This window comes from Dorea ammoniilytica, assembly GCF_025567415.1.
GTDB lineage: Bacteria > Bacillota > Clostridia > Lachnospirales > Lachnospiraceae > Claveliimonas > Claveliimonas ammoniilytica.
This window is the reverse complement of sequence record NZ_JAOQJV010000004.1, coordinates 89,609-111,895: the sequence shown is the minus strand read 5'-3', so window position 1 is coordinate 111,895 and position 22,287 is coordinate 89,609. Positions and strand designations below refer to the sequence as shown.

Below are 22,287 nucleotides of genomic sequence, written 5' to 3'. Positions count from 1 at the left end.
GAAATTATCTATATGAAGAAATCAAGAAAAACAGCGATAGTAATCGGTGTGATCCTGCTGATCGGCATTTATTACTACGTGACCCTTCCGGCTATCAATATCCATTCCACGGACACATGGTTTTATATAGCAGGACTGATCGTATTTATTCTGGTGTTTTACATTATCAGAAAGCGGATGCGCCCGACAGAGATCCGGGAATCCAAACCGGCGAAGGCGATGCTTACGGTGCTTCTTGCAGTAGGCGTTGTGTATCTGATCGGCTCAATCCTGTCTTCTCCAATTGTAAATGCGAAGAAATATCAGAAGTTGCTGAAAGTAGAAAAGGGCAATTTTACAGAGGACGTAGAAGAGGTGTCATTTGACAGAGTACCACTTCTGGATAAGGATACTGCTGAGATCCTTGGAGACCGTAAGATGGGAAGCATGGTAGATATGGTATCGCAGTTTGAAGCGGACGACATTTATACACAGATCAACTACAAAGAGCGTCCGGTGCGTGTGACTCCGCTGAAATACGCAAGCTTTATCAAATGGATTACCAACCAGTCAGAAGGTATCCCGGCGTATATTCGGATTGACATGGCAAGCCAGAATACAGAGCTTGTAAAGTTAGATCAGGGCATTAAGTATTCTACAAGTGAATATCTGAACCGAAATATTTACCGTCATTTGCGTTTCAGCTATCCGACGGCGATCTTTGATGAACTGAGTTTTGAGATTGATGATAAGGGAGTCCCATACTGGGTAGCACCGGTAAAGAAGTTTAATATCGGACTCTTTGGCGGTGAAACGGTTGGAAGTGTCGTACTGTGTAATGCGGTGACCGGAGAGTGCAAGTCATACAAGATTGAGGATGTACCGCAGTGGGTAGACCGGGCATATTCCGCAGATCTGCTGGTAGAATTATTTGATTATTACGGCACATTGAAACATGGATTTCTGAACAGTGTGCTTGGACAGAAGGACTGCCTGAAGTCTACAGATGGATATAATTATCTGGCAATGGATGACGATGTATGGATGTACACGGGTGTGACTTCGGTAAATGGTGACCAGTCCAATGTGGGATTCGTACTGGCAAATCAGAGAACTATGGAGACCAGATATTATGAAGTGGAGGGCGCGACTGAGGCTGCTGCTATGGAATCGGCGGAAGGACAGGTGCAGAACCTGAAGTATACGGCGACATTTCCACTGCTTCTGAACCTGCAGGGTGAGCCGACGTATTTCATTGCCCTGAAGGATGATGCGGGGCTGGTGAAGAAGTATGCACTGGTTAATGTTCAGAAGTATCAGATCGTAGCCATCGGAGATACGGTCAGTCAGTGTGAGGATAACTATCTGGATCTGCTTTATACAAATGGTGTTAAAGAGACGGAAAAAGATACCAGAGAGGTGAAGACAATTACAGGCAAGATTACAAAAATCGCCCAAGCGGTTGTGGATGGCAATTCACATTATTATCTGATGCTTGAAGGTTCAGATGAGATCTTTGATGTATCGGTTGCAGATTATATCAATGTAATCCGGTATGATGTGGGGCAGGAAGTTAATCTGGAATATAAAGAAGGGGATACAACGAATACGGTATTATCTGTAAAGTAAATATAGCAATCATAGAGCCGCTCTGACAGAAGATCATTCTGTTGGAGTGGCTTTATTGATAAAATATATCAACAGAATAAGTTAGGCTTGAGCAACAACCAGAACGTGGAGTAAGGTAAGTTGTAATCAAAAGTAATTTATTTAAAATATATTTTACACAGGAGGTTTTTACTATGGCAGACATTAAGAAAATTGGTTTATTTGCAGGTGGAGTTTTATTTGGATCAGCTGGCATCAAAGCACTTTCAAGCAAGGATGCTAAAAAGGTATACACACAGGGAACAGCAGCTGTGCTCCGTGTTAAAGATTGCCTGATGAAGACTGCGACTAATGTACAGGAGAATGCAGAAGACATTCTTGCAGAGGCTAAGCAGATCAATAAAGACAGAGAAGAAAGCGAAGCAGAAGAAGTTCTCGAGGCAGAAGCATTCGAAGAGACTCTGGCAGAAGAATAGAATAGAGGCGTTTAAATATGAGGTTCATAATTAAGCATGAGATAAAGGGAAGAATTCGTGTCCATGCTGTGCAGCGGAAGATGACGATGCAGGAAGCTGACATTCTTTGTTATTATCTGGAACAGACGCCGGGTGTGACAAAGGTGAAGGTATATGAACAGACAGGAGACGCCACAGTTGAGTATCAGGGCGGTCGGGAAGAGATTCTTGACCGCTTTCGAGCATTCTCCTACGATGTATCGGTGCCGGACAGTGTACTGGAAAGTTCCGGACGTGCACTGAATGCAGAGTATAAGGAGAAACTGATTTACAGCGTGACAAGACGTGCTGTAATGAAATGGCTGGTTCCGTGTTCGATTACCAATGTTATTACTACTGTAAAGTCGGTCAAATACCTGGCAGCAGGTATCAGATGCCTGGCAAAAGGCAAGCTGGAAGTGCCGGTACTGGATGCAACAGCAATCGGGGTATCTGTATTACGTAGAGATTTCGGTACAGCCGGATCCGTTATGTTCCTGTTGGGAATTGGAGAGATTCTGGAAGAATGGACACATAAGAAATCAGTCGGAGACCTGGTGCGGAGCATGTCTCTGAATATTACCAAGGTATGGCTGAAGACGGAAGATGGAAAAGAAGTACTGGTGGATGCAGAGACCATCCGGCAGGGAGATCAGATTGTAGTACATATGGGTAACCAGATCCCGTTTGATGGAGTGGTAGTATCCGGAGAAGCGATGGTAAATCAGGCATCGCTTACAGGAGAACCGCTTCCGGTCCAGAAAAATGCAGAGAAATATGTCTATGCAGGAACGGTACTGGAAGAGGGAGAACTGGTAATCCGCGTAGCGGCCCAGAGCGGTGCAACCCGTTATGAGAAGATTGTTACCATGATCGAAGAATCTGAGAAAATGAAGTCTGCGATCGAGAGCAAGGCCTCCCATCTGGCGGACAGACTGGTGCCGTATACATTCCTGGGAACGGGTCTGGTATGGCTGTTCACGCGGAATGTTACCAAGACATTATCCGTGCTGATGGTAGATTTTTCATGTGCGCTGAATCTTGCAATGCCAGTTACGGTATTATCCGCAATGCGAGAGTCCAGTGACCATCATATTACCGTCAAAGGCGGTAAGTATCTGGAAGCACTTTCAGAAGCTAAGACGATTGTGTTTGACAAGACCGGTACACTGACGAAGGCACAGCCGGTATTCCGAGAGGTAATTCCGTTTGGTGGAAAAGATGAAGAAGAGATGTTGCGTATCGCCGCCTGCCTGGAAGAGCATTTTCCACATTCCATGGCGAAAGCCGTAGTACAGGCTGCAAAAGACAGGAATCTGACGCATGAGGAAATGCATTCCAAGGTGGATTATATTGTGGCACATGGTATCGCATCACACATCGGTGAGAAGAAGGTCGTGCTGGGAAGTTATCATTTTGTATTTGAGGATGAGCAGTGTGTTCTGCCTGAAAATGAACAGGAACGTTTCGACCAGATATCTGCAGAATGCTCCAGACTGTATCTGGCAATTGATCATCAGCTGGCGGCAGTGCTGTGTATTGAAGATCCGATCCGACCGGAAGCAGCAGAGGCAATTCAGAAGCTGCATGAGGCAGGATTTGAAAAGATCGTTATGATGACTGGAGACAGCGAACATACTGCAAAGGCGGTAGCAAAAGCAGTTGGTGTGGATGCTTATTATTCGGAAGTTCTTCCGGAAGATAAAGCAGCTTTTGTTCAGAAGGAAAAAGAAGCAGGTAATAAGGTTGTGATGATCGGTGACGGAATCAATGATTCACCGGCACTGTCAGCATCTGATGTGGGAATCGCAATTAGTGATGGGGCAGAGATCGCAAGAGAAATCGCAGACATCACGATAGCAGCGGATGATCTGATGGAATTGGTACAGCTGAAGAAACTGAGTAATTCCATGATGAAGCGTATCAATCGTAATTATCGTCTGATTGTGGCTATCAACGGAAGTCTGATCGGACTTGGCGTGGCAGGAGTGATCCAACCGGCAACGTCAGCACTGCTTCATAATACATCAACACTTATGATTGGTTTGGAAAGCATGAGAAATCTGTTACCAGAAGAGTAAAGTAAAGAAGTCACTGTATCGGGAATCCGGTACAGTGACTTTTGTTATTCATATCAACATATTCAATTGGATTAATTCAGGAATGTGCATCCTTCATAAGCATCACCTGTCAGGCTGTCTTTTTCAGCACTGAGGCTTACATAAAAGTCGATTCCACATTCAGCAGAGAGCTGTTTCAGTCGTGTAATAAATCCAGGGACATCTTCCAGATTAATTCCGGTGTGCTTCATCAGTCCGTCGATGAATACGCATTCCAGATCAAGATTACTGCTGTACATACCATATAAGAAACCGATGTATTCGTCAGCATTATTGATAGCCGGATAATCATCCATACATACGACACGGATATCAAATCCAACACCTCTGGTGTCGCGGTGGCTGTTCTTTAAAAAAACAAGATTACCCTTGCATGCTTTTACCTGCTCGTTAGCGAGCTCCATCATCTTCTGTGTTTTTCCGCTGCCTTTTGGGCCTGCTAATAAATTTACCATGGGAAACAACTCCTTTATGTAGATATTTTTGAGTCTCGATGTTCGCTCAAATCTTATGAGTTAATTATACACGAAATAGTACTGTCGGACAACCTAAAAAGACTAAAAAAAGAATTAATTATCAGTCAATTACAAGGGGTGAAAATTCTTGACTTATAGTCTGTTTCTTCTTATAATTATTTAGTATATGTGAGAAACTGAGTTGAGGTGCATAAACAGGTCTTTTCGTCTCTTTCGGGATGGAGAGGCTTTTATTAAAGAATATATCAGTATTAGCGAATTTGCGCCGATATCTGCGATATGAAAGGAAGGAAAGTTATGGCACAGAAGATTGTTTACAATCACAAGGCAATCGAGAAGAAATGGAGAGAAAACTGGGAAAAGAATCCGGTTAATGTTCAGTTTGATGAGAATGGAAATAAAAAACAGAAATATTACTGTCTGGACATGTTCCCGTATCCGTCAGGAAATGGACTTCATGTAGGACACTGGAGAGGATATGTTATTTCTGATGTATGGAGCCGTTACAAGCTGCAGCAGGGTTATTATATCATTCACCCGATGGGATGGGATGCATTCGGACTTCCGGCTGAGAACTATGCAATCAAGATGGGTGTTCATCCGGAGATTTCCACAGCACAGAATGTAAAGAATATTAAGCGTCAGATCAATGAGATCGCTGCATTATATGACTGGGATAGAGAGGTTAATACTACAGATCCTAACTTCTACAAATGGACACAGTGGATCTTCGTAAAGATGTTCAAAGAAGGTCTTGCGTATGAGAAGGAATTCCCGATCAACTGGTGTCCTTCATGTAAGACAGGTCTTGCTAACGAAGAAGTAGTAGGTGGCAAATGTGAGCGTTGCGGCGCTGAGGTTACGAAGAAGAACCTGCGTCAATGGATGCTCAGAATTACCAAGTACGCTGACAGACTTCTGAACGATCTGGATAAGCTTGACTGGCCGGAGAAGGTTAAGAAGATGCAGACTGATTGGATCGGTAAGTCATACGGTGCAGAGGTTGACTTCCCGGTAGAAGGAAGAGATGAGAAGATTACTGTATACACAACCCGTCCGGATACACTTCATGGTGCTACATTTATGGTACTTGCACCGGAGCATGAGCTTGCTAAGAGCCTGGCTACAGACGAGACAAGAGAAGCAGTAGAGCAGTATATCTACGATGCATCTATGAAGTCTAACGTAGACCGTATGCAGGATAAGGAAAAGACAGGTGTATTTACAGGAAGCTATGCAACCAATCCGCTGAATGGAGCAAAGGTACCGATCTGGCTGTCAGACTATGTACTGGCTGATTATGGTACAGGAGCTATCATGTGTGTACCGGCTCACGATGACCGTGACTTTGAATTTGCAACCAAGTTCAACATTCCGATCATTCAGGTTATCGCAAAAGACGGTAAAGAGATTGAAAATATGACAGAGGCATACACAGAAGCTGTCGGAACCATGATCAATTCCGGTGAGTGGAATGGTATGGAATCTTCTGTACTTAAGAAAGAAGCACCACACATTATCGAAGAGAGAGGTATTGGACGTGCAACTGTGAATTACAAGCTGCGTGACTGGGTATTCTCTCGTCAGAGATACTGGGGCGAGCCAATTCCGATCGTACACTGTCCGAAATGTGGCAACGTACCGGTACCGGAAGAAGAGTTGCCGCTTCGCCTGCCAGAGGTAGAGTCTTACGAGCCGACAGGTACCGGAGAGTCACCGCTTGCAGCAATCGATGAGTGGGTGAACTGTAAGTGCCCACAGTGTGGAGCAGACGCTAAGCGTGAGACCAACACCATGCCACAGTGGGCAGGATCATCATGGTATTTCCTGCGCTATGTGGATAATCATAATGACAAAGAACTGGTATCCAGAGAGAAAGCAGATGAGATGCTTCCGGTAGATATGTATATCGGTGGTGTAGAGCATGCCGTACTTCACCTGCTGTATTCACGTTTCTATACCAAGTTCTTATACGATATCGGAGTTATTGATTTCGACGAGCCATTCCACAAGCTGTTCAACCAGGGAATGATCACAGGTAAGAACGGTATCAAGATGAGTAAGTCAAAAGGCAATGTTGTATCACCGGATGATCTGGTAAGAGATTACGGATGCGATTCTCTGAGAATGTACGAACTCTTCGTAGGACCGCCGGAGTTAGACGCAGAGTGGGATGACCGCGGAATCGACGGAGTTAACCGCTTCCTGAAGCGTGTATGGAATCTGGTGATGGACAGCAAAGATGCAGACGTGAAAGCAAGTAAAGAGATGATCAAAGAGCGTCACAGACTGATCTACGATGTAACCACACGTCTCGAAAGCTTCAGCCTGAACACAGTAATCTCAGCATTCATGGAGCATAACAACAAGCTCATCGAGATCGCTAAGAAAGAAGGCGGAATCGACAAAGAGACACTGTCCACCATGGCAGTACTGCTGTCACCGTTCGCACCACATATCGCAGAAGAACTGTGGGAAGAACTGGGACACACAGAAAGCGTATTCAAAGCCGGATGGCCAGTATACGATAAAGAAGCCATGAAAGACGACGAGATCAAAGTACCGGTACAGATCAACGGAAAGACCAAAGCCGTAATCGAGATCTCAGCAGATGCAACCAAAGAAGAAGCATTAGAAGCCGGAAAAGCTGCAATCGCAGACAAACTCACCGGCAACGTAATCAAAGAAATCTACGTACCAAAGAAAATCATAAATATTGTAATGAAATAGGCAGTGCGCATGGAAGAAAGAGAGGAAAGATCCTACTTGTAGGGATCTGACCTCTCTTTCTTTTATGCATAGGGCGTATGCCCGTCAACTGAGTGAACGAAGTTCACGAGGTTGTAGCACTGCCGTAAGCATACATGGGGCGCCGCCCCCCCAACTGAGCAAGCTGTGCTTGCGAGGTTGTCTAGCGGCTTACGAATAGGCGAGGCGTATGCCCGCGGGCTGAGTGAACGAAGTTCACGAGGTTGTAGCACTGCCGTAAGCATACATGGGGCGACGCCCCACAACTGAGTGAGCAATGCTCACGAGGTTGTCCAGCGGCTTACGAATAGGCGAGGCGTATGCCCGCGGGCTGAGTGAACGAAGTTTCACGAGGTTGCCCGGCGGCTTTTGCTTAATCGGTAATAACGATTTTAGTGACAAGCCCGTCATCATCGTATGTGAACAAGAAAGTATCTGCGTCTTCAACAGACCCTTTTTTTAAGGTTACTTTTACGGTTTCGGAATTATCCTTCTTTTCTACCAATTCTATATTCTGAACGGAGATTTCATAATTATTGATAAAAGCGTCGGAGAAATATTTATCGGCAATTCCCTGGCTATAAAATGCATCAAAAGCTGTATCAGTAAAATATTCTCCGAGTGTATCTTTTAAATTCTGGTAGGTATCTACAGGCTCGGGCTCGGTTTCTGAACTTTCTGAACTACTGTCAGTACCTTCTCCGATAGCAGTTATATCGCTCGTAGAATAGTATTCTTCGTTCGGACAGTTAGCAATTGTCTGGATAATTTTTTTAGCGGCAGTACTGACAGAGTTATTATTTTCTGATGACTTGCATGCTGATAGAAAAATGGTTGCTGTTAGTGCGATAATTAGAAAACGGAACCTTTTTTGGGGCTTCATACGGATACCTCCTTTGAAATGGTTTTTAATTATTGGTACTATTTAGAAAATATCATAAAAAACAAGGAAAATCCATATGAATAACTCCAAAATACAGTCTTTATGCAACGGATATTGATCGCAATGGAGTAATAGAATTGCCTGTTAAAAACGATGGCAATAAAGAGAATGAATACCAAGAATCTGATAAGTTTACTCTTGCCTGAATAGCCACAGACGAGTAAAATGTATGAGTATACAAAGGCAATTAAACATTCAGACAGGAGGAATACGGATATGACGAAGAATTTGATCATCTACTATTCTCGAAAGGGTGAGAATTACGTGAATGGTAATATAGAGAAGCTTGCAAAGGGCAACACAGAAATTTGTGCAGAATACATCCAGAAAGCGGTGGGAGGAGATCTCTTTGAAATCGAAACCGTAACGGAGTATGGAGAGAGCTATCGTGCATGTGTAGAAGAAGCAAAGAAAGAATGGCAGGAGAATGCCAGACCGGAATTGAAAACATATTTAAAAGATATTGCTGCATATGACAATATTTATGTATGTGGTCCATGCTGGTGTGGTACTTATCCAATGGCAGTATTTACACAGCTCGAGAAGCTGGACTTTACAGGCAAGAAGGTAATGGGACTGATGACACATGAAGGCAGTGGGCTGGGAAGCAGCGAACAGGGACTTAAAAAGGCGTGCAATGGCGCAATCTTTGGGACAAGTCTTGCGATTCATGGAGCTGAGGCAAAAGCTTCTGAACAGAAGATTGCTGAATGGGCAGTTAGGAGCATTGGCTAAACTGTCATGAAAGATAATCATATAAAGCATAAAAAAGAAATGGACATGCTGAATGGAGGTCTTGCAGGAAAATTGATCCTATTTGCAATTCCACTGGCATTCAGCAGCATTTTACAACAGCTATTTAATTCAGCAGACGTGGCAGTGGTTGGAAGATTTGCAGGTGACAGGGCACTTGCAGCAGTAGGAAGCTGCGTGGCAATCGTAGGAATCTATGTGAATCTGTTGGCAGGACTTGCAGTCGGACCCAATGCAGTTCTTGCCACACTGATCGGACAAAAGAAAAGAGAACGAATTAACAGTACCTTACATACAGTGATCACGTTTGGAATATTGCTTGGTATTGGGTTGATGGCAGTGGGGATGCTGGTTGTCAGAATAGTACTGGAAGCATCTGGAACACCGACGGAAGTCATGGATGAAGCCATGATCTATATTCGGATCTATCTGTTGGGAGTGCCATTTATGCTGACATATAACTTTGGATCAGCAGTACTTAGAAGTTATGGTGATACGAGAAGACCTATGTATTATCTGCTTATATCAGGTAGCGTGAATGTGGTATTGAATCTGGTATTTGTGATCGGTTGTCATCTTGGAGTGGCAGGAGTAGCAATTGCAACTGCAATATCGAATGTACTCAGTACCGCTATGGTGCTCACTCATTTATATCGACGAGATGATGAATTCCAGTTCCGTTTTCATCGCATGAGAATAGAATGGAAAGTATTGAAAAGAGTATTGGCAATCGGTATTCCGGCTGGTGTACAAGGAGCAATCTTTTCTGTGTCTAACGTATTTATACAGACAGGAATTAATTCCTTTGGTGCGGATGCCATTGCCGGATCATCACTGGCATTGAACTTTGAGTATTTTACATACGATATATCGGCGGCATTTGGACAGGCAGCAGTGACATTTGTGAGTCAGAATTATGGCGCTGGCAATATAAAGCGATGCAAAAAGATATTTTGGCTCTGTATGTTGTTTGGTTTTGGATTCACGGAAATCCTGAGTGTTATATTTATGATTTGGGATAACTTTTTCGTCGGAATCTATACAACCAGTAGTGCGGTAGCATATTATGCGCTGATACGTATGCATAGAATCTGTTCACTGGAAGGATTGACGGCCACATATGAGGTGGAGAGTGCTACACTGCGTGGTATGGGTAAATCTGTAGAGCCGTCCATTATTATTATTCTGGGAACCGTCGTGTTCCGTATGATATGGCTGGTTACAATATTCCGTCAGATTCATACATTTGCAATGCTGATGGATGTGTATGTAGTATCCTGGATCTTCACAGGTGGTGCGATATTCATTATCTATCTGCATCATATGAAGAAAATCAGCAAGAATGTTCAGGTATAATTAGTACAATTAAAGAAAAGTCATCAGGGAGCGGTTTAGACAAGCCGCTCCTTAATTTCTGCAAAATTGATGACCAGATTGTTGTCATAGATCCGTACAGGGATCTTATCGTCGAAAGTATAAGAATGAGGCTTGCCACTTTCTTCAAAGAAATAGCACAGGACAGATTCTGTTTTAGGATCTACAATCCAATATTCACGTACGCCGGCATTCTGGTATTTCATACGTTTCTTTTCATAATCTCTTTTTCGGCTGGACGGGGAGACAATCTCAATGCAGAGATCGGGTGCACCGTATATGCCTTTTTTCACGATGCGGTCACGATGACAGATGACGGAAATGTCAGGCTGGAGCATCGTGCGGTTATCACAGTCTAATTGCACATCTAACGGTGACGGAAGAATCTTACAAGGACCGTTATTGGTACGTATATACAGCTTGATTTCAAAAAATAATTCGCCAATTAATTCCTGATGAATAGATGAGGGAGCCTCCAGAAAAATCAGTTCGCCGTCGATCAGTTCAGCACGGATATCGTCTGGTAGAGCATAGTAGTCTTCCAAGGTATATTCCCCCTGTCTTTTTCGTAGAACTGCATACGCAGGCATAGCTTTATGAACTTCGTTAACACGCTCCGTATTCTGTTCAGATTCGTGATTGATAGATTTGTGATTCATAGTCGTCCTCCCTTGCTTGTGGAGTAAAAGTTATTTAAAAGGCACGGTAAGTATACTATTTGGAATCAACTATGTCAAAATAATAAGCGAAATTCTAAAAATATTATTTACTTAATTCGTTATTGATTCTGGATTGATTTTGTGATAGGATGTGAGAAAATAACTAAAAGACAACATAAAATTAATTCTATAAAATCTGTTTGACTAAAAACTATAGACTATATAAAATAGTTATATAGCGAAGGCTTTGACGGTCATATCTGCTTTTATAGATATTCGTGAAAGGAGAGAGGATTGTATGAAGCCAAATGATAAATTAGTTTCAGATTTGCAGAAAATGCATGAAGCAGATTTGGAACGTATCAAAAAATTCCGCTTGTTAGATGATGACTTTATGAGTAAAGTATTTGAAGATTCGGAATGTGCAGAAATTCTTTTGAAGATTATTCTGAATCGGGACGATTTGAAAGTTCAGGATGTTCATGTGCAGCATGTCGTTCATAATCTTCAGGGAAGATCAATTCGGCTGGATATATATGCAGTTGATTTAGAAGGGAAATTATATGATATAGAGATACAGCGGGATGATAAAGGAGCTGGCGTCAAACGGGCTAGATACAACAGCAGCTTGTTGAGTGCAAATGCTACAGATACGGGTGAAGAGTATAATGAATTAAGAGAAACATATGTAATATTTATCACAGAAAATGATGTTTTAAAAGGTAATTTGCCGATATATCATATTGAACGTGTTATTCTGGAAAATGGAGAGTTGTTTTATGATGAAGAGCATATCATATATGTGAATTCCAGGATTGCTGACGAAACGACGCTTGGCAGATTGATGCACGATTTCTGGTGTACAGATGCGCGGGATATGTATAATACAGTATTAGCAAATAGAGTTCGTTATTTTAAAGAAGACGTGAAAGGAGTGGAGATTATGTGCAAGGAAATGGAAAAGATGCGTGATGAAGTGCGAGAAGAAGCCAAGCTTGAAATAATATATAAAATGATCAAAAAGAATTATTCAAATGCCGAAATTAAAGAATTTTATGATGTTACAGATGAAGAGATTGAACAGATAAAGGAAAAGATGAATGATGATTAGAATACGTAAGGCGGAATGGAAGGATATAGATGTGATTGATCAGACACAGGTGGATGTATATGTACTTGGTGAATGAAAACTATTTATTGTAATGCAAGAGAATAACGTATATATGTTAAGTTAAAATCCAGCGGACCGGTCAGGTCTGCTGGATTTCTTAAGTAATATTCTATGCTTTCAGTATCTCTGACAGATTTGCCTGGATACCTGCAGCAATCTCCGGTTTATTCATAGAGTATACATGGATATGCTTTACTCCATTTGCCAACAGATCGATGATCTGGTCTGTAGCGTAAGCAATGCCGGCCTGTTTCATGGCAGCTTCGTTGTCGCCAAAACGGTCTACGATGTTCTTGAAACGCTCCGGTACGTTACAGCCAGAGAGTTTCACAGCATTCTTTACCTGAGCGCGTCTGGTGATTGGCATGATACCCGGGATGATCGGAACGGTGATTCCGGCTTCTCTTACGCGGTACATGAAGTTGAAGAAGATATTGTTATCGAAGAACATCTGGGTTGTGAGATATTCGCATCCGGCTTCAACTTTTCTTTTTAAACCTTCAAGGTCATCTGCTTTGGTCGGAGAATCCGGGTGTACTTCCGGGTAGCAGGCTCCGCCGACACAGAAGTCACCGTTTTCTTTGATAAATGTTACTAGTTCGGAAGCGTGGGCAAAGTCAGTAAATACTTCACCCTCGAAGTTATTTGGCAAGTCGCCTCTGAGTGCAAGGATATTCTCGATGCCTGCGGATTTCATTTCGTTCAGTGCAGCTTTGATGTTTTCTTTGCTTGCACATACGCAGGTTAGATGTGAGATAGCAGGTACGTTGTATTTCTGTTGAATCTCGCTTGCAAGCTGGATCGTATTGCCCTTTGTGCTTCCACCGGCACCGTAAGTAACGCTCATGTAGCTTGGCTGCAGTTTGGCGATGCCGAGAGTGGCAGTTTCTACATTGGCAAAATCAGTATCTTTTTTTGGAGGAAAGACCTCGAAGGATAAGGAGGTCTGTTCTTGTCTGAGTAATTCTCTTATTTTCATCGTATGTATACCTCGTTGTCTGAAAAACAGCAGACCATTATGATCTGCTGTCTTTCTATGCTTTTAGGTTAGGGTTTATTTGCGTAACTGTTCAGAACCCACTCATGTATTCGCAAAACCGCACGATAACTCATGCTTTCTCACTGCTGCGCAGTTACTTATTTTCAAGCAATTTGTCAATGCTTACCAGTTTCACGCTGAGTACGAAGATTTTAGCAGCTTCCCGGATCTCTTGCAGTGTCGGATAAGAAGGTGCAATACGGATGTTGGAATCTTTTGGATCCTTGCCGTATGGGAATGTAGCACCTGCACCGGTCATTACAAGACCTGCTTCTTTTGCCTTGGCTACGATTGCCTTAGCGCATCCGTCCATGGAATCGAAGGAAATGAAATATCCTCCGCGCGGTGCGATCCAGGAACCAATCTCCAGTCCGCCAAGCTCTGTTTCCAGAGTATCAAGTACAGCGTCGAACTTCGGACGCATAATGTCTGCGTGTTTCTTCATATGCTGAACCATGCCATGGATATCTCCAAAGAATCTTGCGTGGCGCAGCTGATTTAATTTGTCATGACCGATGGTCTGGATTTTCATCTGCTTGCGGATGTCAGCAAGGTTGGCATCTGAGGCAGCGATGGCACCGATACCGGAACCTGGGAAGCTGATCTTGGAAGTAGAAGCGAATTTGTATACCATGTCAGGGTGTCCTTCTTTTTTACATTCCATCAGGATCTCGATCAGGTAATCCTGCTTGTCCTCATACAGGTGATGAATACCGTATGCATTGTCCCAGAAGATACGGAAGTCTTCGGCAGCCGGATTCAGTTTGGCGAAACGGTGAACTGTCTCGTCTGAGTATGTGATTCCCTGCGGGTTGGAGTATTTCGGTACACACCAGATACCCTTTACAGCAGGATCGTTATTAACGTATTCTTCGACCATATCCATGTCAGGACCGGTTGGAGTCATCGGGATATTGATCATTTCTATTCCAAAGTATTCGGTAATGGCAAAGTGACGGTCGTATCCAGGTACCGGACATAAGAACTTAACCTTGTCCAGTTTGCACCATGGAGTGCTTCCCATAACACCGTGTGTCATAGAACGTGCAATGGTGTCGTACATAACATTCAGACTGGAATTGCCGAAGATGATAATATTGTCTTTTGGAACTTCCATCATATCTGCAAGAAGCTGTTTGGCTTCTTTGATTCCGTCCAAAACACCATAGTTACGGCAGTCAACACCTTCTTCACATACAAGGTCTGAGTCACTTGTGAGTACATCCATCATACCCATAGACAGATTCAGCTGTTCGGTAGATGGCTTACCACGTGACATATCCAACTTGATGCCTTTGGCTTTTACTTTCTTGAATTCTTTCTCCAGATTACTTTTTAAGCTTAATAATTCTTCTTTTGATAAATCCTTATACGCAGTCACTTCAACACATCCTCCAATTACTTATATACTTATGTGATAACATCAACGTGTATAATTTTACCATAAATTGAAAAATCGTCAATTATTTCTTGCAAAATAAATTATAAAAACTTCGATTTTGGCAATAAAAATGAATATATGTGAAATGTGAATGCGGATTTTATTCATTTTTGCAAGAAATTGTTATGAAAAGATCAAATAAAGCACACATATCGGGATTGGTATCGTACATGCATTCCGGATGCCACTGGACACCCAGGGCAAATGTGTGGGCATCAGACTCCAGCGCTTCGATCACACCGTCATCGGTAAAGGCAGATGGGATCAGATGCTGTGCAGGGGTTTGGATAATCTGATGGTGATAAGAATTAGTGAAAGTATAAGAGCCAAAGAGCCTGTGGAGTATACTGTTTTTCGTAAATGTTACTTTGTGGGAAGGGTCACTTCGATGGAATGTCTGCTGAAAATGACTGATGCAAGGTTCTTGGGTAAGTGAGATGTCCTGGTAAATACTTCCGCCAAGTGCAGCGTTTAAGACTTGCATACCACGGCAGATTGCAAGAAGAGGTCTGTTATAGGAAAGAACTGACCGGATCAGGGCTAGATGAAATATATCAGTGGCTAGGTCTGTTGTGCCAATACCCGGCAAAGGATCTTCGCCAAGAAGAGTGGGAGTGATGTCGTTACCGCCGCAGAACAGGAAACCGTCACAGAAAGACAGCTCATCCATAGAAGGGCAGATATCGGTGATCGGAAGCAGTACAGGGATACCGCCGGAAGCCTCAATGGCATGAATATAAGGTGTGGATACAAACTGACGCTGCGCGCCTGGGGATTCTGAGAATCCGCAGACTGCGATACCGATGACTGGTTTCATGAAGGCTCCTTTAATGATGTGATTACGGCTAAGATGCCACGGATTGCATGCGATGTGATTACAGCTAAGACGCCACGGATTGCTTCGTGTTATGCATCTTAATATATGCAAAAGGAGCACTGCTTATGCAGTGCTCCTGATAAAATCATAGTCAGCTTATCAAGCTGCTTCATAGATATGAAGATTAGTTGGTGTGATTTTTTGCTTCCTGCATCTTCATAGCACGAACCTTTAACGGCAGACCGAACAGATTGATGAATCCGTCTGCATCGTGGTGGTCATACAGATCACCGGTTGTGAAGCTTGCAAGAGACTCGCTGTACAGTGAGTATGGAGAAGTAGTACCGGCTTTTGTGATATTACCTTTGTACAGTTTGAATTTTACTTCACCTGTCACATATTCCTGTGTGCTTTCGATGAATGCCTGGATTGCTTCGCGCAGTGGTGTGAACCATTTTCCTTCATATACTACCTGAGACAGCTTATTGCCCATCTCTTCTTTTACTTCATAAGTAGCACGGTCTAATACCAGTTCTTCCAGCTGCTGATGTGCTTCGTACAGGATGGTTCCGCCAGGTGTCTCGTATACACCACGAGATTTCATACCTACAACACGGTTCTCAACGATATCGATGATACCGATACCATGCTTGCCGCCAAGTTCGTTCAGCTTGCGGATGATGTCAGATACCTTCATTTCTACGCCGTTAACGCTCTTCGGTACACCTTTTTCAAATGTCATTGTAACGTATTCCGGCTCATCTGGTGCCTTTTCTGGTGTAACACCGAGTACCAGCAGGTGATCGTAATTAGGTTCGTTAGCCGGATCTTCCAGTTCCAGACCTTCGTGGCTGATATGCCAGATGTTACGGTCGCGGCTGTAGCTGTGGCTTGCGTCAAATGGAAGGTCGATGCCATGTGCTTTACAGTATTCGATTTCATCTTCGCGTGACTGCATGGTCCATACATCTGTCATTCTCCAAGGAGCAATGATCTTGATGTCCGGAGCCAGAGCTTTGATACCAAGTTCGAAACGGATCTGGTCATTTCCTTTACCGGTAGCACCGTGACAGATTGCAACAGCGCCTTCTTTTCTGGCAATCTCTACCAGTTTCTTAGCGATAGCAGGACGAGCCATAGATGTACCTAACAGATATTTGTCCTCGTATACAGCGTGTGCCTGTACACATGGTACAATGTAATTGTCGCAGAAATCGTCTACGATATCTTCAATATATAATTTGGAAGCGCCGGACATTTTAGCACGCTCTTCCAGTCCGTCAAGCTCTTCTGCCTGTCCACAGTCGATACAGCAGCAGACAACGTCGTAATCAAATGTTTCTTTCAGCCACGGAATGATCGCTGTTGTATCAAGTCCGCCAGAATATGCAAGAACAACTTTTTCTTTCATAATTAAATACCCTCCGATTTGTAAATGTGTGTTAATGTTTAATAAATATAACTGTTCAAAAACCTGGTCAGATAGATCGGATATTTCGAACGGTTATGCTTGCTTTATCAAATGACAACACCAACTATACACTAAAATTTATAAATATGCAAGGTAAATACTGTAAATAGAGATGAATAATATGCATGAAAAATGAATTAATATGCACAAAAAATATAAAAATCAAAGGCAGAGTATTTACAATGGACAAATAGTGGTCTAAACTATGTATTAAAACATCGATATTGCGAAAGAGAGGGTAACAATATGATTAAAGTTGGAATTATAGGTTCTACTGGTTATGCCGGAGCAGAGCTTGTAAGAATACTTACAGGACATAAAGAAGCAGAGATTGTGTGGTATGGTTCGAGAAGTTATGTGGACAAACAGTATGCGGATGTATACCGCAATATGTTCCAGATCGTGGATGCCGCTTGTATGGATGATAATATGGATGAACTTGCCAGACAGGTGGATGTGATCTTTACAGCTACACCACAGGGACTGTGCGCCTCTCTGGTGAATGAAGATATATTATCGAAGACAAAGATCATCGATCTGAGTGCGGACTTTCGTATTAAAGATGTATCGGTCTATGAGAAATGGTACGGCATCGAGCATAAGAGTCCGGAGTTTATCAACGAGGCGGTATATGGATTGTGCGAGATCAACAGAGATAAGGTAAAAGGAGCAAGACTGGTAGCTAATCCGGGATGCTATACCACATGCTCTATTTTGACTGCATATCCATTGGCGAAAGAAGGCATCATTGATATGAGCACATTGATCGTAGATGCCAAGTCCGGTACTTCCGGAGCAGGAAGAGGAGCAAAGCTTCCGAATCTGTTCTGTGAAGTTAATGAGAATATGAAGCCATACGGTGTGGCAACTCACAGACATACACCGGAGATTGAGGAGCAGCTTGGATATGCATCCGGTGAAAAAGTAGTGATCAATTTCACACCGCATCTTGTGCCGATGAACCGTGGTATTCTGGCTACGGAATATGCATCTCTGAAAAAAGATGTTACTTATGAAGATGTAAAAGCAATTTATGATAAATACTATGCAGATGAGAAGTTTGTCCGTGTGCTGAAGGAGAACGAACTTCCGGAAACCAAATGGGTAGAGGGCAGTAATTATGTGGATATTAATTTCAAGATTGATCCGCGTACCAATCGGATTATCATGATGGGAGCCATCGATAATCTGGTAAAAGGAGCAGCAGGACAGGCTGTTCAGAATATGAACCTGATGTTTGGAATGGATGAAGCAGAAGGACTGAACCTTGTGCCGATGTTCCCATAGTATCGTGTGATACAGGGCACAGATCCGATTACGGGACAGAATGGAGAAGAATAATGATAAGGGTAATGACTATCGAAGATTATGATGAAGTATATGCGTTGTGGAAGAAAATCCGCGGATTTGGCATTCGCAGTATCGACGATTCCAGGAAAGGCGTGGACCGGTTTCTGAAGCGGAATCCTACGACCAGTGTGGTTGCTGAGAAGGATGGCAGGATTGTCGGAAGCATCCTTTGCGGACATGACGGAAGACGGGGCTGTTTCTATCATGTATGCGTGGATGAGAATTACCGTAGACATGGGATCGGCAAGGCAATGGTAGTAGCGTCTATGGAAGCACTGAAAGCAGAGCATATTAATAAAGTATGTCTGATCGCATTTACCAGTAACGATGGTGGAAATGCGTTCTGGAATACGATTGGCTGGACCAGAAGACTGGATCTGAATTACTATGATTTTACACTGAATGCAGAGAATATTACCGCATTTAATCAGGGCACATAAACGAACAGATAATAAGAAAGGTGGAAAGAACATGGAGAAAATCAAAGGTGGAGTTACCGCAGCAAAAGGATTTGAAGCATCAAGTACAGCAGCAGGTATTAAATATAAAGACAGAACAGATATGGCACTGATCTACAGTCAGGTACCATGCGAGGCGGCAGGAACATTTACTACTAATGTGGTAAAAGCAGCGCCTGTGAAATGGGACCGCCAGGTCGTAGACAGCGGCAAGAAAGCGCAGGCAGTGATCGTGAACTCAGGCATTGCTAATGCATGTACCGGAGCAGAGGGTTTTGGATATTGCAAGGATACAGCAGAAGCAGCAGCTAAATATCTGTCCGTAGATGCAGAAGGAGTTCTGATCGGTTCTACCGGCGTTATCGGTAAGCAGATGCCAATCGATAAGCTGACAGCAGGCATCGAAATACTGGCTGGTAAGAAGAATGACAGTATTGAGAATGGTACAGAGGCTGCCAAAGCTATTATGACTACAGACACTCATGAGAAAGAACTGGCAGTGACGATTCAGGTGGGTGGTAAGACCGTAACTATCGGAGGTATGGCAAAGGGGTCCGGAATGATCCATCCAAATATGTGCACTATGCTTGCATTTGTTACAACAGATGCTGTTATTACAAAGGAAGCACTGCAAAAAGCACTTAGTGAAGATGTTGTAGATACTTATAATATGATTTCTGTAGATGGAGATACCTCAACCAATGATACGGCACTTGTGCTGGCAAATGGTATGGCTGAGAACCCGATGATTGAGTATGGTACAGAAGATTATCAGACATTCAAGGCTGCGCTTCACGAGATCAATGAATATCTTGCAAAGCAGATCGCAGGAGACGGTGAAGGGGCAACAGCACTTTTTGAAGTCAAAGTAAAGGGTGCTGAGAGTGTGAAAGCAGCTAAAGTGCTTGCCAAGTCAATCGCATGCTCTAATCTTACCAAGACGGCCATTGCAGGTCACGATGCCAACTGGGGAAGAATCGTATGTGCGATGGGTTATTCCGGAGCACAGTTTGATCCTGAGAAAGTAGACCTGTTCTTCGAGAGCAAAGCAGGAAAGATCCAGATTGCAGAAGATGGCGTAGCACTTGATTTCAGCGAAGAGAAAGCAACTGAGATTCTTTCACAGCCGGAAGTAACAGCAATTGCTGATGTGAAAATTGGTGATGCAGAGGCAACGGCGTGGGGATGTGATCTGACGCATGGCTATATTGAGATCAATGCAGATTACAGAAGTTAGGAGACAGGAAAATGGATAAGAATATGAAGCAGTATCTGGATAAGGCAGAGGTGTTGATCGAAGCGTTGCCTTATATCCAGAAGTTTAACCGTAAGGTTATCGTTGTAAAATACGGCGGAAGTGCGATGGTAGATGAGAATCTGAAAAAGCGTGTCATCGAAGATGTGACACTGCTGAAGCTGGTTGGATTTAAACCGATCATTGTACATGGCGGTGGTAAGGAGATCAGCCGCTGGGTAAGCAAGGTTGGCATGGAACCGAAATTCATCAACGGTCTTCGCGTTACAGATGAACCTACCATGGAACTGGCTGAGATGGTACTGGGAAAGGTCAACAAAGAGCTGGTACAGATGGTAGAGAGCCTGGGCGTACGCGCCATCGGTCTCAGTGGCAAGGATGGTGGACTTTTGAATGTTACGAAGAAATATTCCAATGGCGAAGATATCGGATACGTAGGAGAGATACAGAAGGTAAATGCGGATATTTTGTGGGATCTTCTGGACAAAGATTTTCTTCCGATCGTATGTCCAATCGGTTTGGATGACAGCTTCCATACCTATAATATCAATGCAGATGATGCGGCATGTGCCATTGCCCGTGCAATGAATGCAGAGAAGCTTGCATTCCTGACAGATATCGAAGGCGTGTACAAAGATCCAAACGATCCGGCTACGCTGATCTCAGAACTTCAGATTTCTGAGGCAAAGGAATTTATCGAAAAAGGTTATATCGGAGGCGGTATGCTGCCGAAGCTCAATAACTGTATTGACGCCATTGAGAATGGTGTATCCAGAGTACATATTCTGGATGGAAGAATTCCGCACTGCCTGCTTCTGGAGATTTTTACGAATAAGGGAATTGGTACAGCCATTCTAAAAGATGGCGATGAAATGTATTCTAACAAATAGAGTCGTCTAAAAAACCAATCAGTGGATATACTAACGGTAGGATAACAGGAGGTAGATCTATGATTGGTTTTTTGATTGCGCTTCTTTCGGGTGCGCTGATGAGTGTTCAAGGAGTGTTTAACACGCAGGTGACGAAGACGACAGGTATGTGGGTGAGCAACGGCTGGGTACAGCTCAGTGCTTTTCTTGTGTGTGCAGTGGCATGGCTGATCGCAGGACGGGATGAGATCCGTACGATCGCAGAAGTCGAACCCAAATATATGCTGCTTGGAGGTGCTATCGGTGCGGGGATTACGTGGACGGTTATTAAGAGCATGGATCAGCTGGGACCTGCAAAAGCGGCGCTTTTGATCGTTATTTCACAGCTCATTGTGGCTTACGTAATTGAACTTCTGGGACTCTTTGGCATCGAGAAAGAACCATTGGAATGGCGAAAGGCAGGCGGTATGCTGCTGGCGTTGATTGGAGTTGCAATTTTCCAGTGGAAATAGTAGAATATTCTTACCTGAGCATAGGAAGAGGGTATTTACGGTGTCGACAGCTGTAAAGGAGCAAATATGCGGGACAGGAAAAAGAGAATAACAGTAGTCATAATGCTCTGCATTCTGCTTGCGGTGGTGTCAGGGTGCGGTAAAGAGAAGCATTCAGATACGCTGGAAGAAGTGCAGAAGAGAGAGAAAACCGAGTCTGTAGAAGTGTCAGATGAGACGGAAAACGAGGCAGATGAAACGGAGCAGACAGTAGATACAGAATCTGTGAAGAAAGCAGGGAGCGAAGGCGTGATCTATGTATTTGTATGCGGGCAGGTAGCAAGTCCCGGGGTCTATGAGCTCCCGGAAGGAAGCAGAATCTGTCAGGCAATTGATGCAGCAGGCGGGATGCTTGACACAGCATCGACGGACTGGGTGAATCAGGCTGAGACTGCAGAGGATGGGCAGAAGATTTATGTACCATCGACAGAAGAAGCAGAGACAATGCCCGAAGGTCAGCAGACCGGTCAGATGCAGGAGACATCATCGGCAGAGGGAACCGATGGAAAAGTGCATCTGAATGCGGCGTCCAGGGAAGAACTTATGACTCTGACCGGAATCGGAGAGAAGAAAGCAGACGCCATTATCCGATACCGGGAATCTAATGGCGGTTTCCAATCTGTAGATGAACTGATGCAGGTGGAAGGAATTAAAGAAGGAACTTATAATAAGATCAAAGACAGTATTGTGATATAGAGGGTGAGAGTAACA

At 43.5% G+C, this 22,287-nt stretch carries 20 protein-coding genes; 13 read left to right on the top strand and 7 right to left on the bottom strand.

Going from position 1 to position 22,287, the window contains the following annotated elements; all coding sequences use genetic code 11:
• Positions 1 to 12 precede the first annotated feature (12 nt).
• From OCV65_RS05085 to OCV65_RS05075, 3 genes are all read left to right on the top strand, one after another.
• A complete protein-coding gene (locus tag OCV65_RS05085; protein ID WP_262581170.1) occupies positions 13 to 1,608 on the top strand; it encodes an AI-2E family transporter in 1,596 nt (531 codons plus the stop codon).
• 173 nt (positions 1,609 to 1,781) lie between these two features.
• Positions 1,782 to 2,063, top strand: coding sequence for a DUF6110 family protein (locus OCV65_RS05080; protein WP_118383804.1), 282 nt, complete (start codon positions 1,782 to 1,784; stop codon positions 2,061 to 2,063).
• 17 nt (positions 2,064 to 2,080) lie between these two features.
• A complete protein-coding gene (locus OCV65_RS05075; protein ID WP_262581169.1) occupies positions 2,081 to 4,162 on the top strand; it encodes a heavy metal translocating P-type ATPase in 2,082 nt (693 codons plus the stop codon).
• Between the two features lie 71 nt (positions 4,163 to 4,233).
• Here the strand turns inward: OCV65_RS05075 and OCV65_RS05070 are convergent, their stop codons facing one another.
• A complete protein-coding gene (locus OCV65_RS05070; RefSeq protein WP_118383795.1) occupies positions 4,234 to 4,656 on the bottom strand; it encodes a P-loop NTPase family protein in 423 nt (140 codons plus the stop codon).
• 318 nt (positions 4,657 to 4,974) lie between these two features.
• Here OCV65_RS05070 and leuS point away from each other — a divergent pair, with 318 nt between their 5' ends.
• Positions 4,975 to 7,407, top strand: coding sequence for a leucine--tRNA ligase (gene leuS / locus OCV65_RS05065; RefSeq protein ID WP_317258782.1), 2,433 nt, complete (start codon positions 4,975 to 4,977; stop codon positions 7,405 to 7,407).
• A gap of 391 nt (positions 7,408 to 7,798) precedes the next feature.
• On the opposite strand, the gene OCV65_RS05060 is transcribed toward leuS, so the two are convergent.
• On the bottom strand, positions 7,799 to 8,308 hold the full coding sequence (locus tag OCV65_RS05060; RefSeq protein ID WP_262581168.1) for a hypothetical protein: 510 nt from the start codon (positions 8,306 to 8,308) through the stop codon (positions 7,799 to 7,801).
• Positions 8,309 to 8,584: 276 nt separating this feature from the next.
• Here OCV65_RS05060 and OCV65_RS05055 point away from each other — a divergent pair, with 276 nt between their 5' ends.
• Together OCV65_RS05055 and OCV65_RS05050 are read left to right on the top strand one after the other, a co-directional pair.
• Positions 8,585 to 9,103 (top strand): flavodoxin, encoded by a 519-nt coding sequence (locus OCV65_RS05055; RefSeq protein WP_262581166.1) that lies wholly within the window; start codon positions 8,585 to 8,587, stop codon positions 9,101 to 9,103.
• A gap of 39 nt (positions 9,104 to 9,142) precedes the next feature.
• Positions 9,143 to 10,477 carry an MATE family efflux transporter gene (locus OCV65_RS05050; RefSeq protein WP_262581165.1) on the top strand — a complete coding sequence of 445 codons (1,335 nt, stop codon included), beginning with the start codon at positions 9,143 to 9,145 and terminating at the stop codon, positions 10,475 to 10,477.
• Between the two features lie 35 nt (positions 10,478 to 10,512).
• Here the strand turns inward: OCV65_RS05050 and OCV65_RS05045 are convergent, their stop codons facing one another.
• Positions 10,513 to 11,154 carry a Uma2 family endonuclease gene (locus OCV65_RS05045; RefSeq protein ID WP_262581163.1) on the bottom strand — a complete coding sequence of 214 codons (642 nt, stop codon included), beginning with the start codon at positions 11,152 to 11,154 and terminating at the stop codon, positions 10,513 to 10,515.
• 298 nt (positions 11,155 to 11,452) lie between these two features.
• Between OCV65_RS05045 and OCV65_RS05040 the strand changes: the two genes are divergently transcribed.
• Positions 11,453 to 12,265: an Rpn family recombination-promoting nuclease/putative transposase gene (locus OCV65_RS05040; RefSeq protein ID WP_262581162.1), complete on the top strand. Its 813-nt coding sequence runs from the start codon at positions 11,453 to 11,455 to the stop codon at positions 12,263 to 12,265.
• A 169-nt stretch (positions 12,266 to 12,434) separates the two neighbouring features.
• Here the strand turns inward: OCV65_RS05040 and metF are convergent, their stop codons facing one another.
• From metF to OCV65_RS05020, 4 genes are all read right to left on the bottom strand, one after another.
• Positions 12,435 to 13,304: a methylenetetrahydrofolate reductase [NAD(P)H] gene (gene metF / locus OCV65_RS05035; RefSeq protein WP_262581161.1), complete on the bottom strand. Its 870-nt coding sequence runs from the start codon at positions 13,302 to 13,304 to the stop codon at positions 12,435 to 12,437.
• A gap of 154 nt (positions 13,305 to 13,458) precedes the next feature.
• Positions 13,459 to 14,745: an aspartate aminotransferase type Ic gene (locus OCV65_RS05030; protein ID WP_118384111.1), complete on the bottom strand. Its 1,287-nt coding sequence runs from the start codon at positions 14,743 to 14,745 to the stop codon at positions 13,459 to 13,461.
• A 160-nt stretch (positions 14,746 to 14,905) separates the two neighbouring features.
• Entirely contained in the window at positions 14,906 to 15,622 is a 717-nt protein-coding gene (locus OCV65_RS05025) for a gamma-glutamyl-gamma-aminobutyrate hydrolase family protein (protein ID WP_262581160.1), read from the bottom strand.
• Between the two features lie 184 nt (positions 15,623 to 15,806).
• On the bottom strand, positions 15,807 to 17,033 hold the full coding sequence (locus OCV65_RS05020; RefSeq protein WP_118384113.1) for an argininosuccinate synthase: 1,227 nt from the start codon (positions 17,031 to 17,033) through the stop codon (positions 15,807 to 15,809).
• A 306-nt stretch (positions 17,034 to 17,339) separates the two neighbouring features.
• Between OCV65_RS05020 and argC the strand changes: the two genes are divergently transcribed.
• From argC to OCV65_RS04990, 6 genes are all read left to right on the top strand, one after another.
• Positions 17,340 to 18,380 (top strand): N-acetyl-gamma-glutamyl-phosphate reductase, encoded by a 1,041-nt coding sequence (gene argC, locus OCV65_RS05015; RefSeq protein WP_262581158.1) that lies wholly within the window; start codon positions 17,340 to 17,342, stop codon positions 18,378 to 18,380.
• A 53-nt stretch (positions 18,381 to 18,433) separates the two neighbouring features.
• The gene (locus OCV65_RS05010; RefSeq protein ID WP_262581157.1) at positions 18,434 to 18,883 is read left to right on the top strand and encodes a GNAT family N-acetyltransferase; all 450 of its coding nucleotides are present in this window, start codon (positions 18,434 to 18,436) and stop codon (positions 18,881 to 18,883) included.
• A 31-nt stretch (positions 18,884 to 18,914) separates the two neighbouring features.
• Positions 18,915 to 20,138 (top strand): bifunctional glutamate N-acetyltransferase/amino-acid acetyltransferase ArgJ, encoded by a 1,224-nt coding sequence (gene argJ, locus OCV65_RS05005; RefSeq protein WP_262581155.1) that lies wholly within the window; start codon positions 18,915 to 18,917, stop codon positions 20,136 to 20,138.
• A gap of 11 nt (positions 20,139 to 20,149) precedes the next feature.
• Positions 20,150 to 21,046, top strand: coding sequence for an acetylglutamate kinase (gene argB, locus OCV65_RS05000; protein ID WP_262581153.1), 897 nt, complete (start codon positions 20,150 to 20,152; stop codon positions 21,044 to 21,046).
• 59 nt (positions 21,047 to 21,105) lie between these two features.
• Positions 21,106 to 21,537 carry a DMT family transporter gene (locus tag OCV65_RS04995; RefSeq protein ID WP_262581151.1) on the top strand — a complete coding sequence of 144 codons (432 nt, stop codon included), beginning with the start codon at positions 21,106 to 21,108 and terminating at the stop codon, positions 21,535 to 21,537.
• A gap of 66 nt (positions 21,538 to 21,603) precedes the next feature.
• Positions 21,604 to 22,272, top strand: coding sequence for a helix-hairpin-helix domain-containing protein (locus OCV65_RS04990; RefSeq protein WP_262581150.1), 669 nt, complete (start codon positions 21,604 to 21,606; stop codon positions 22,270 to 22,272).
• Positions 22,273 to 22,287 lie beyond the last annotated feature (15 nt).

Bases quoted from the DNA above. Each gene is read 5' to 3' on its own strand.
- OCV65_RS05085 (WP_262581170.1), top strand. From the start codon at position 13: ATGAAGAAATCAAGAAAAACAGCGATAGTAATCGGTGTGATCCTGCTG.
- OCV65_RS05080 (WP_118383804.1), top strand. From the start codon at position 1,782: ATGGCAGACATTAAGAAAATTGGTTTATTTGCAGGTGGAGTTTTATTT.
- OCV65_RS05075 (WP_262581169.1), top strand. From the start codon at position 2,081: ATGAGGTTCATAATTAAGCATGAGATAAAGGGAAGAATTCGTGTCCAT.
- OCV65_RS05070 (WP_118383795.1), bottom strand. From the start codon at position 4,656: ATGGTAAATTTATTAGCAGGCCCAAAAGGCAGCGGAAAAACACAGAAG.
- leuS (WP_317258782.1), top strand. From the start codon at position 4,975: ATGGCACAGAAGATTGTTTACAATCACAAGGCAATCGAGAAGAAATGG.
- OCV65_RS05060 (WP_262581168.1), bottom strand. From the start codon at position 8,308: ATGAAGCCCCAAAAAAGGTTCCGTTTTCTAATTATCGCACTAACAGCA.
- OCV65_RS05055 (WP_262581166.1), top strand. From the start codon at position 8,585: ATGACGAAGAATTTGATCATCTACTATTCTCGAAAGGGTGAGAATTAC.
- OCV65_RS05050 (WP_262581165.1), top strand. From the start codon at position 9,143: ATGGACATGCTGAATGGAGGTCTTGCAGGAAAATTGATCCTATTTGCA.
- OCV65_RS05045 (WP_262581163.1), bottom strand. From the start codon at position 11,154: ATGAATCACAAATCTATCAATCACGAATCTGAACAGAATACGGAGCGT.
- OCV65_RS05040 (WP_262581162.1), top strand. From the start codon at position 11,453: ATGAAGCCAAATGATAAATTAGTTTCAGATTTGCAGAAAATGCATGAA.
- metF (WP_262581161.1), bottom strand. From the start codon at position 13,304: ATGAAAATAAGAGAATTACTCAGACAAGAACAGACCTCCTTATCCTTC.
- OCV65_RS05025 (WP_262581160.1), bottom strand. From the start codon at position 15,622: ATGAAACCAGTCATCGGTATCGCAGTCTGCGGATTCTCAGAATCCCCA.
- OCV65_RS05020 (WP_118384113.1), bottom strand. From the start codon at position 17,033: ATGAAAGAAAAAGTTGTTCTTGCATATTCTGGCGGACTTGATACAACA.
- argC (WP_262581158.1), top strand. From the start codon at position 17,340: ATGATTAAAGTTGGAATTATAGGTTCTACTGGTTATGCCGGAGCAGAG.
- OCV65_RS05010 (WP_262581157.1), top strand. From the start codon at position 18,434: ATGATAAGGGTAATGACTATCGAAGATTATGATGAAGTATATGCGTTG.
- argJ (WP_262581155.1), top strand. From the start codon at position 18,915: ATGGAGAAAATCAAAGGTGGAGTTACCGCAGCAAAAGGATTTGAAGCA.
- argB (WP_262581153.1), top strand. From the start codon at position 20,150: ATGGATAAGAATATGAAGCAGTATCTGGATAAGGCAGAGGTGTTGATC.
- OCV65_RS04995 (WP_262581151.1), top strand. From the start codon at position 21,106: ATGATTGGTTTTTTGATTGCGCTTCTTTCGGGTGCGCTGATGAGTGTT.
- OCV65_RS04990 (WP_262581150.1), top strand. From the start codon at position 21,604: ATGCGGGACAGGAAAAAGAGAATAACAGTAGTCATAATGCTCTGCATT.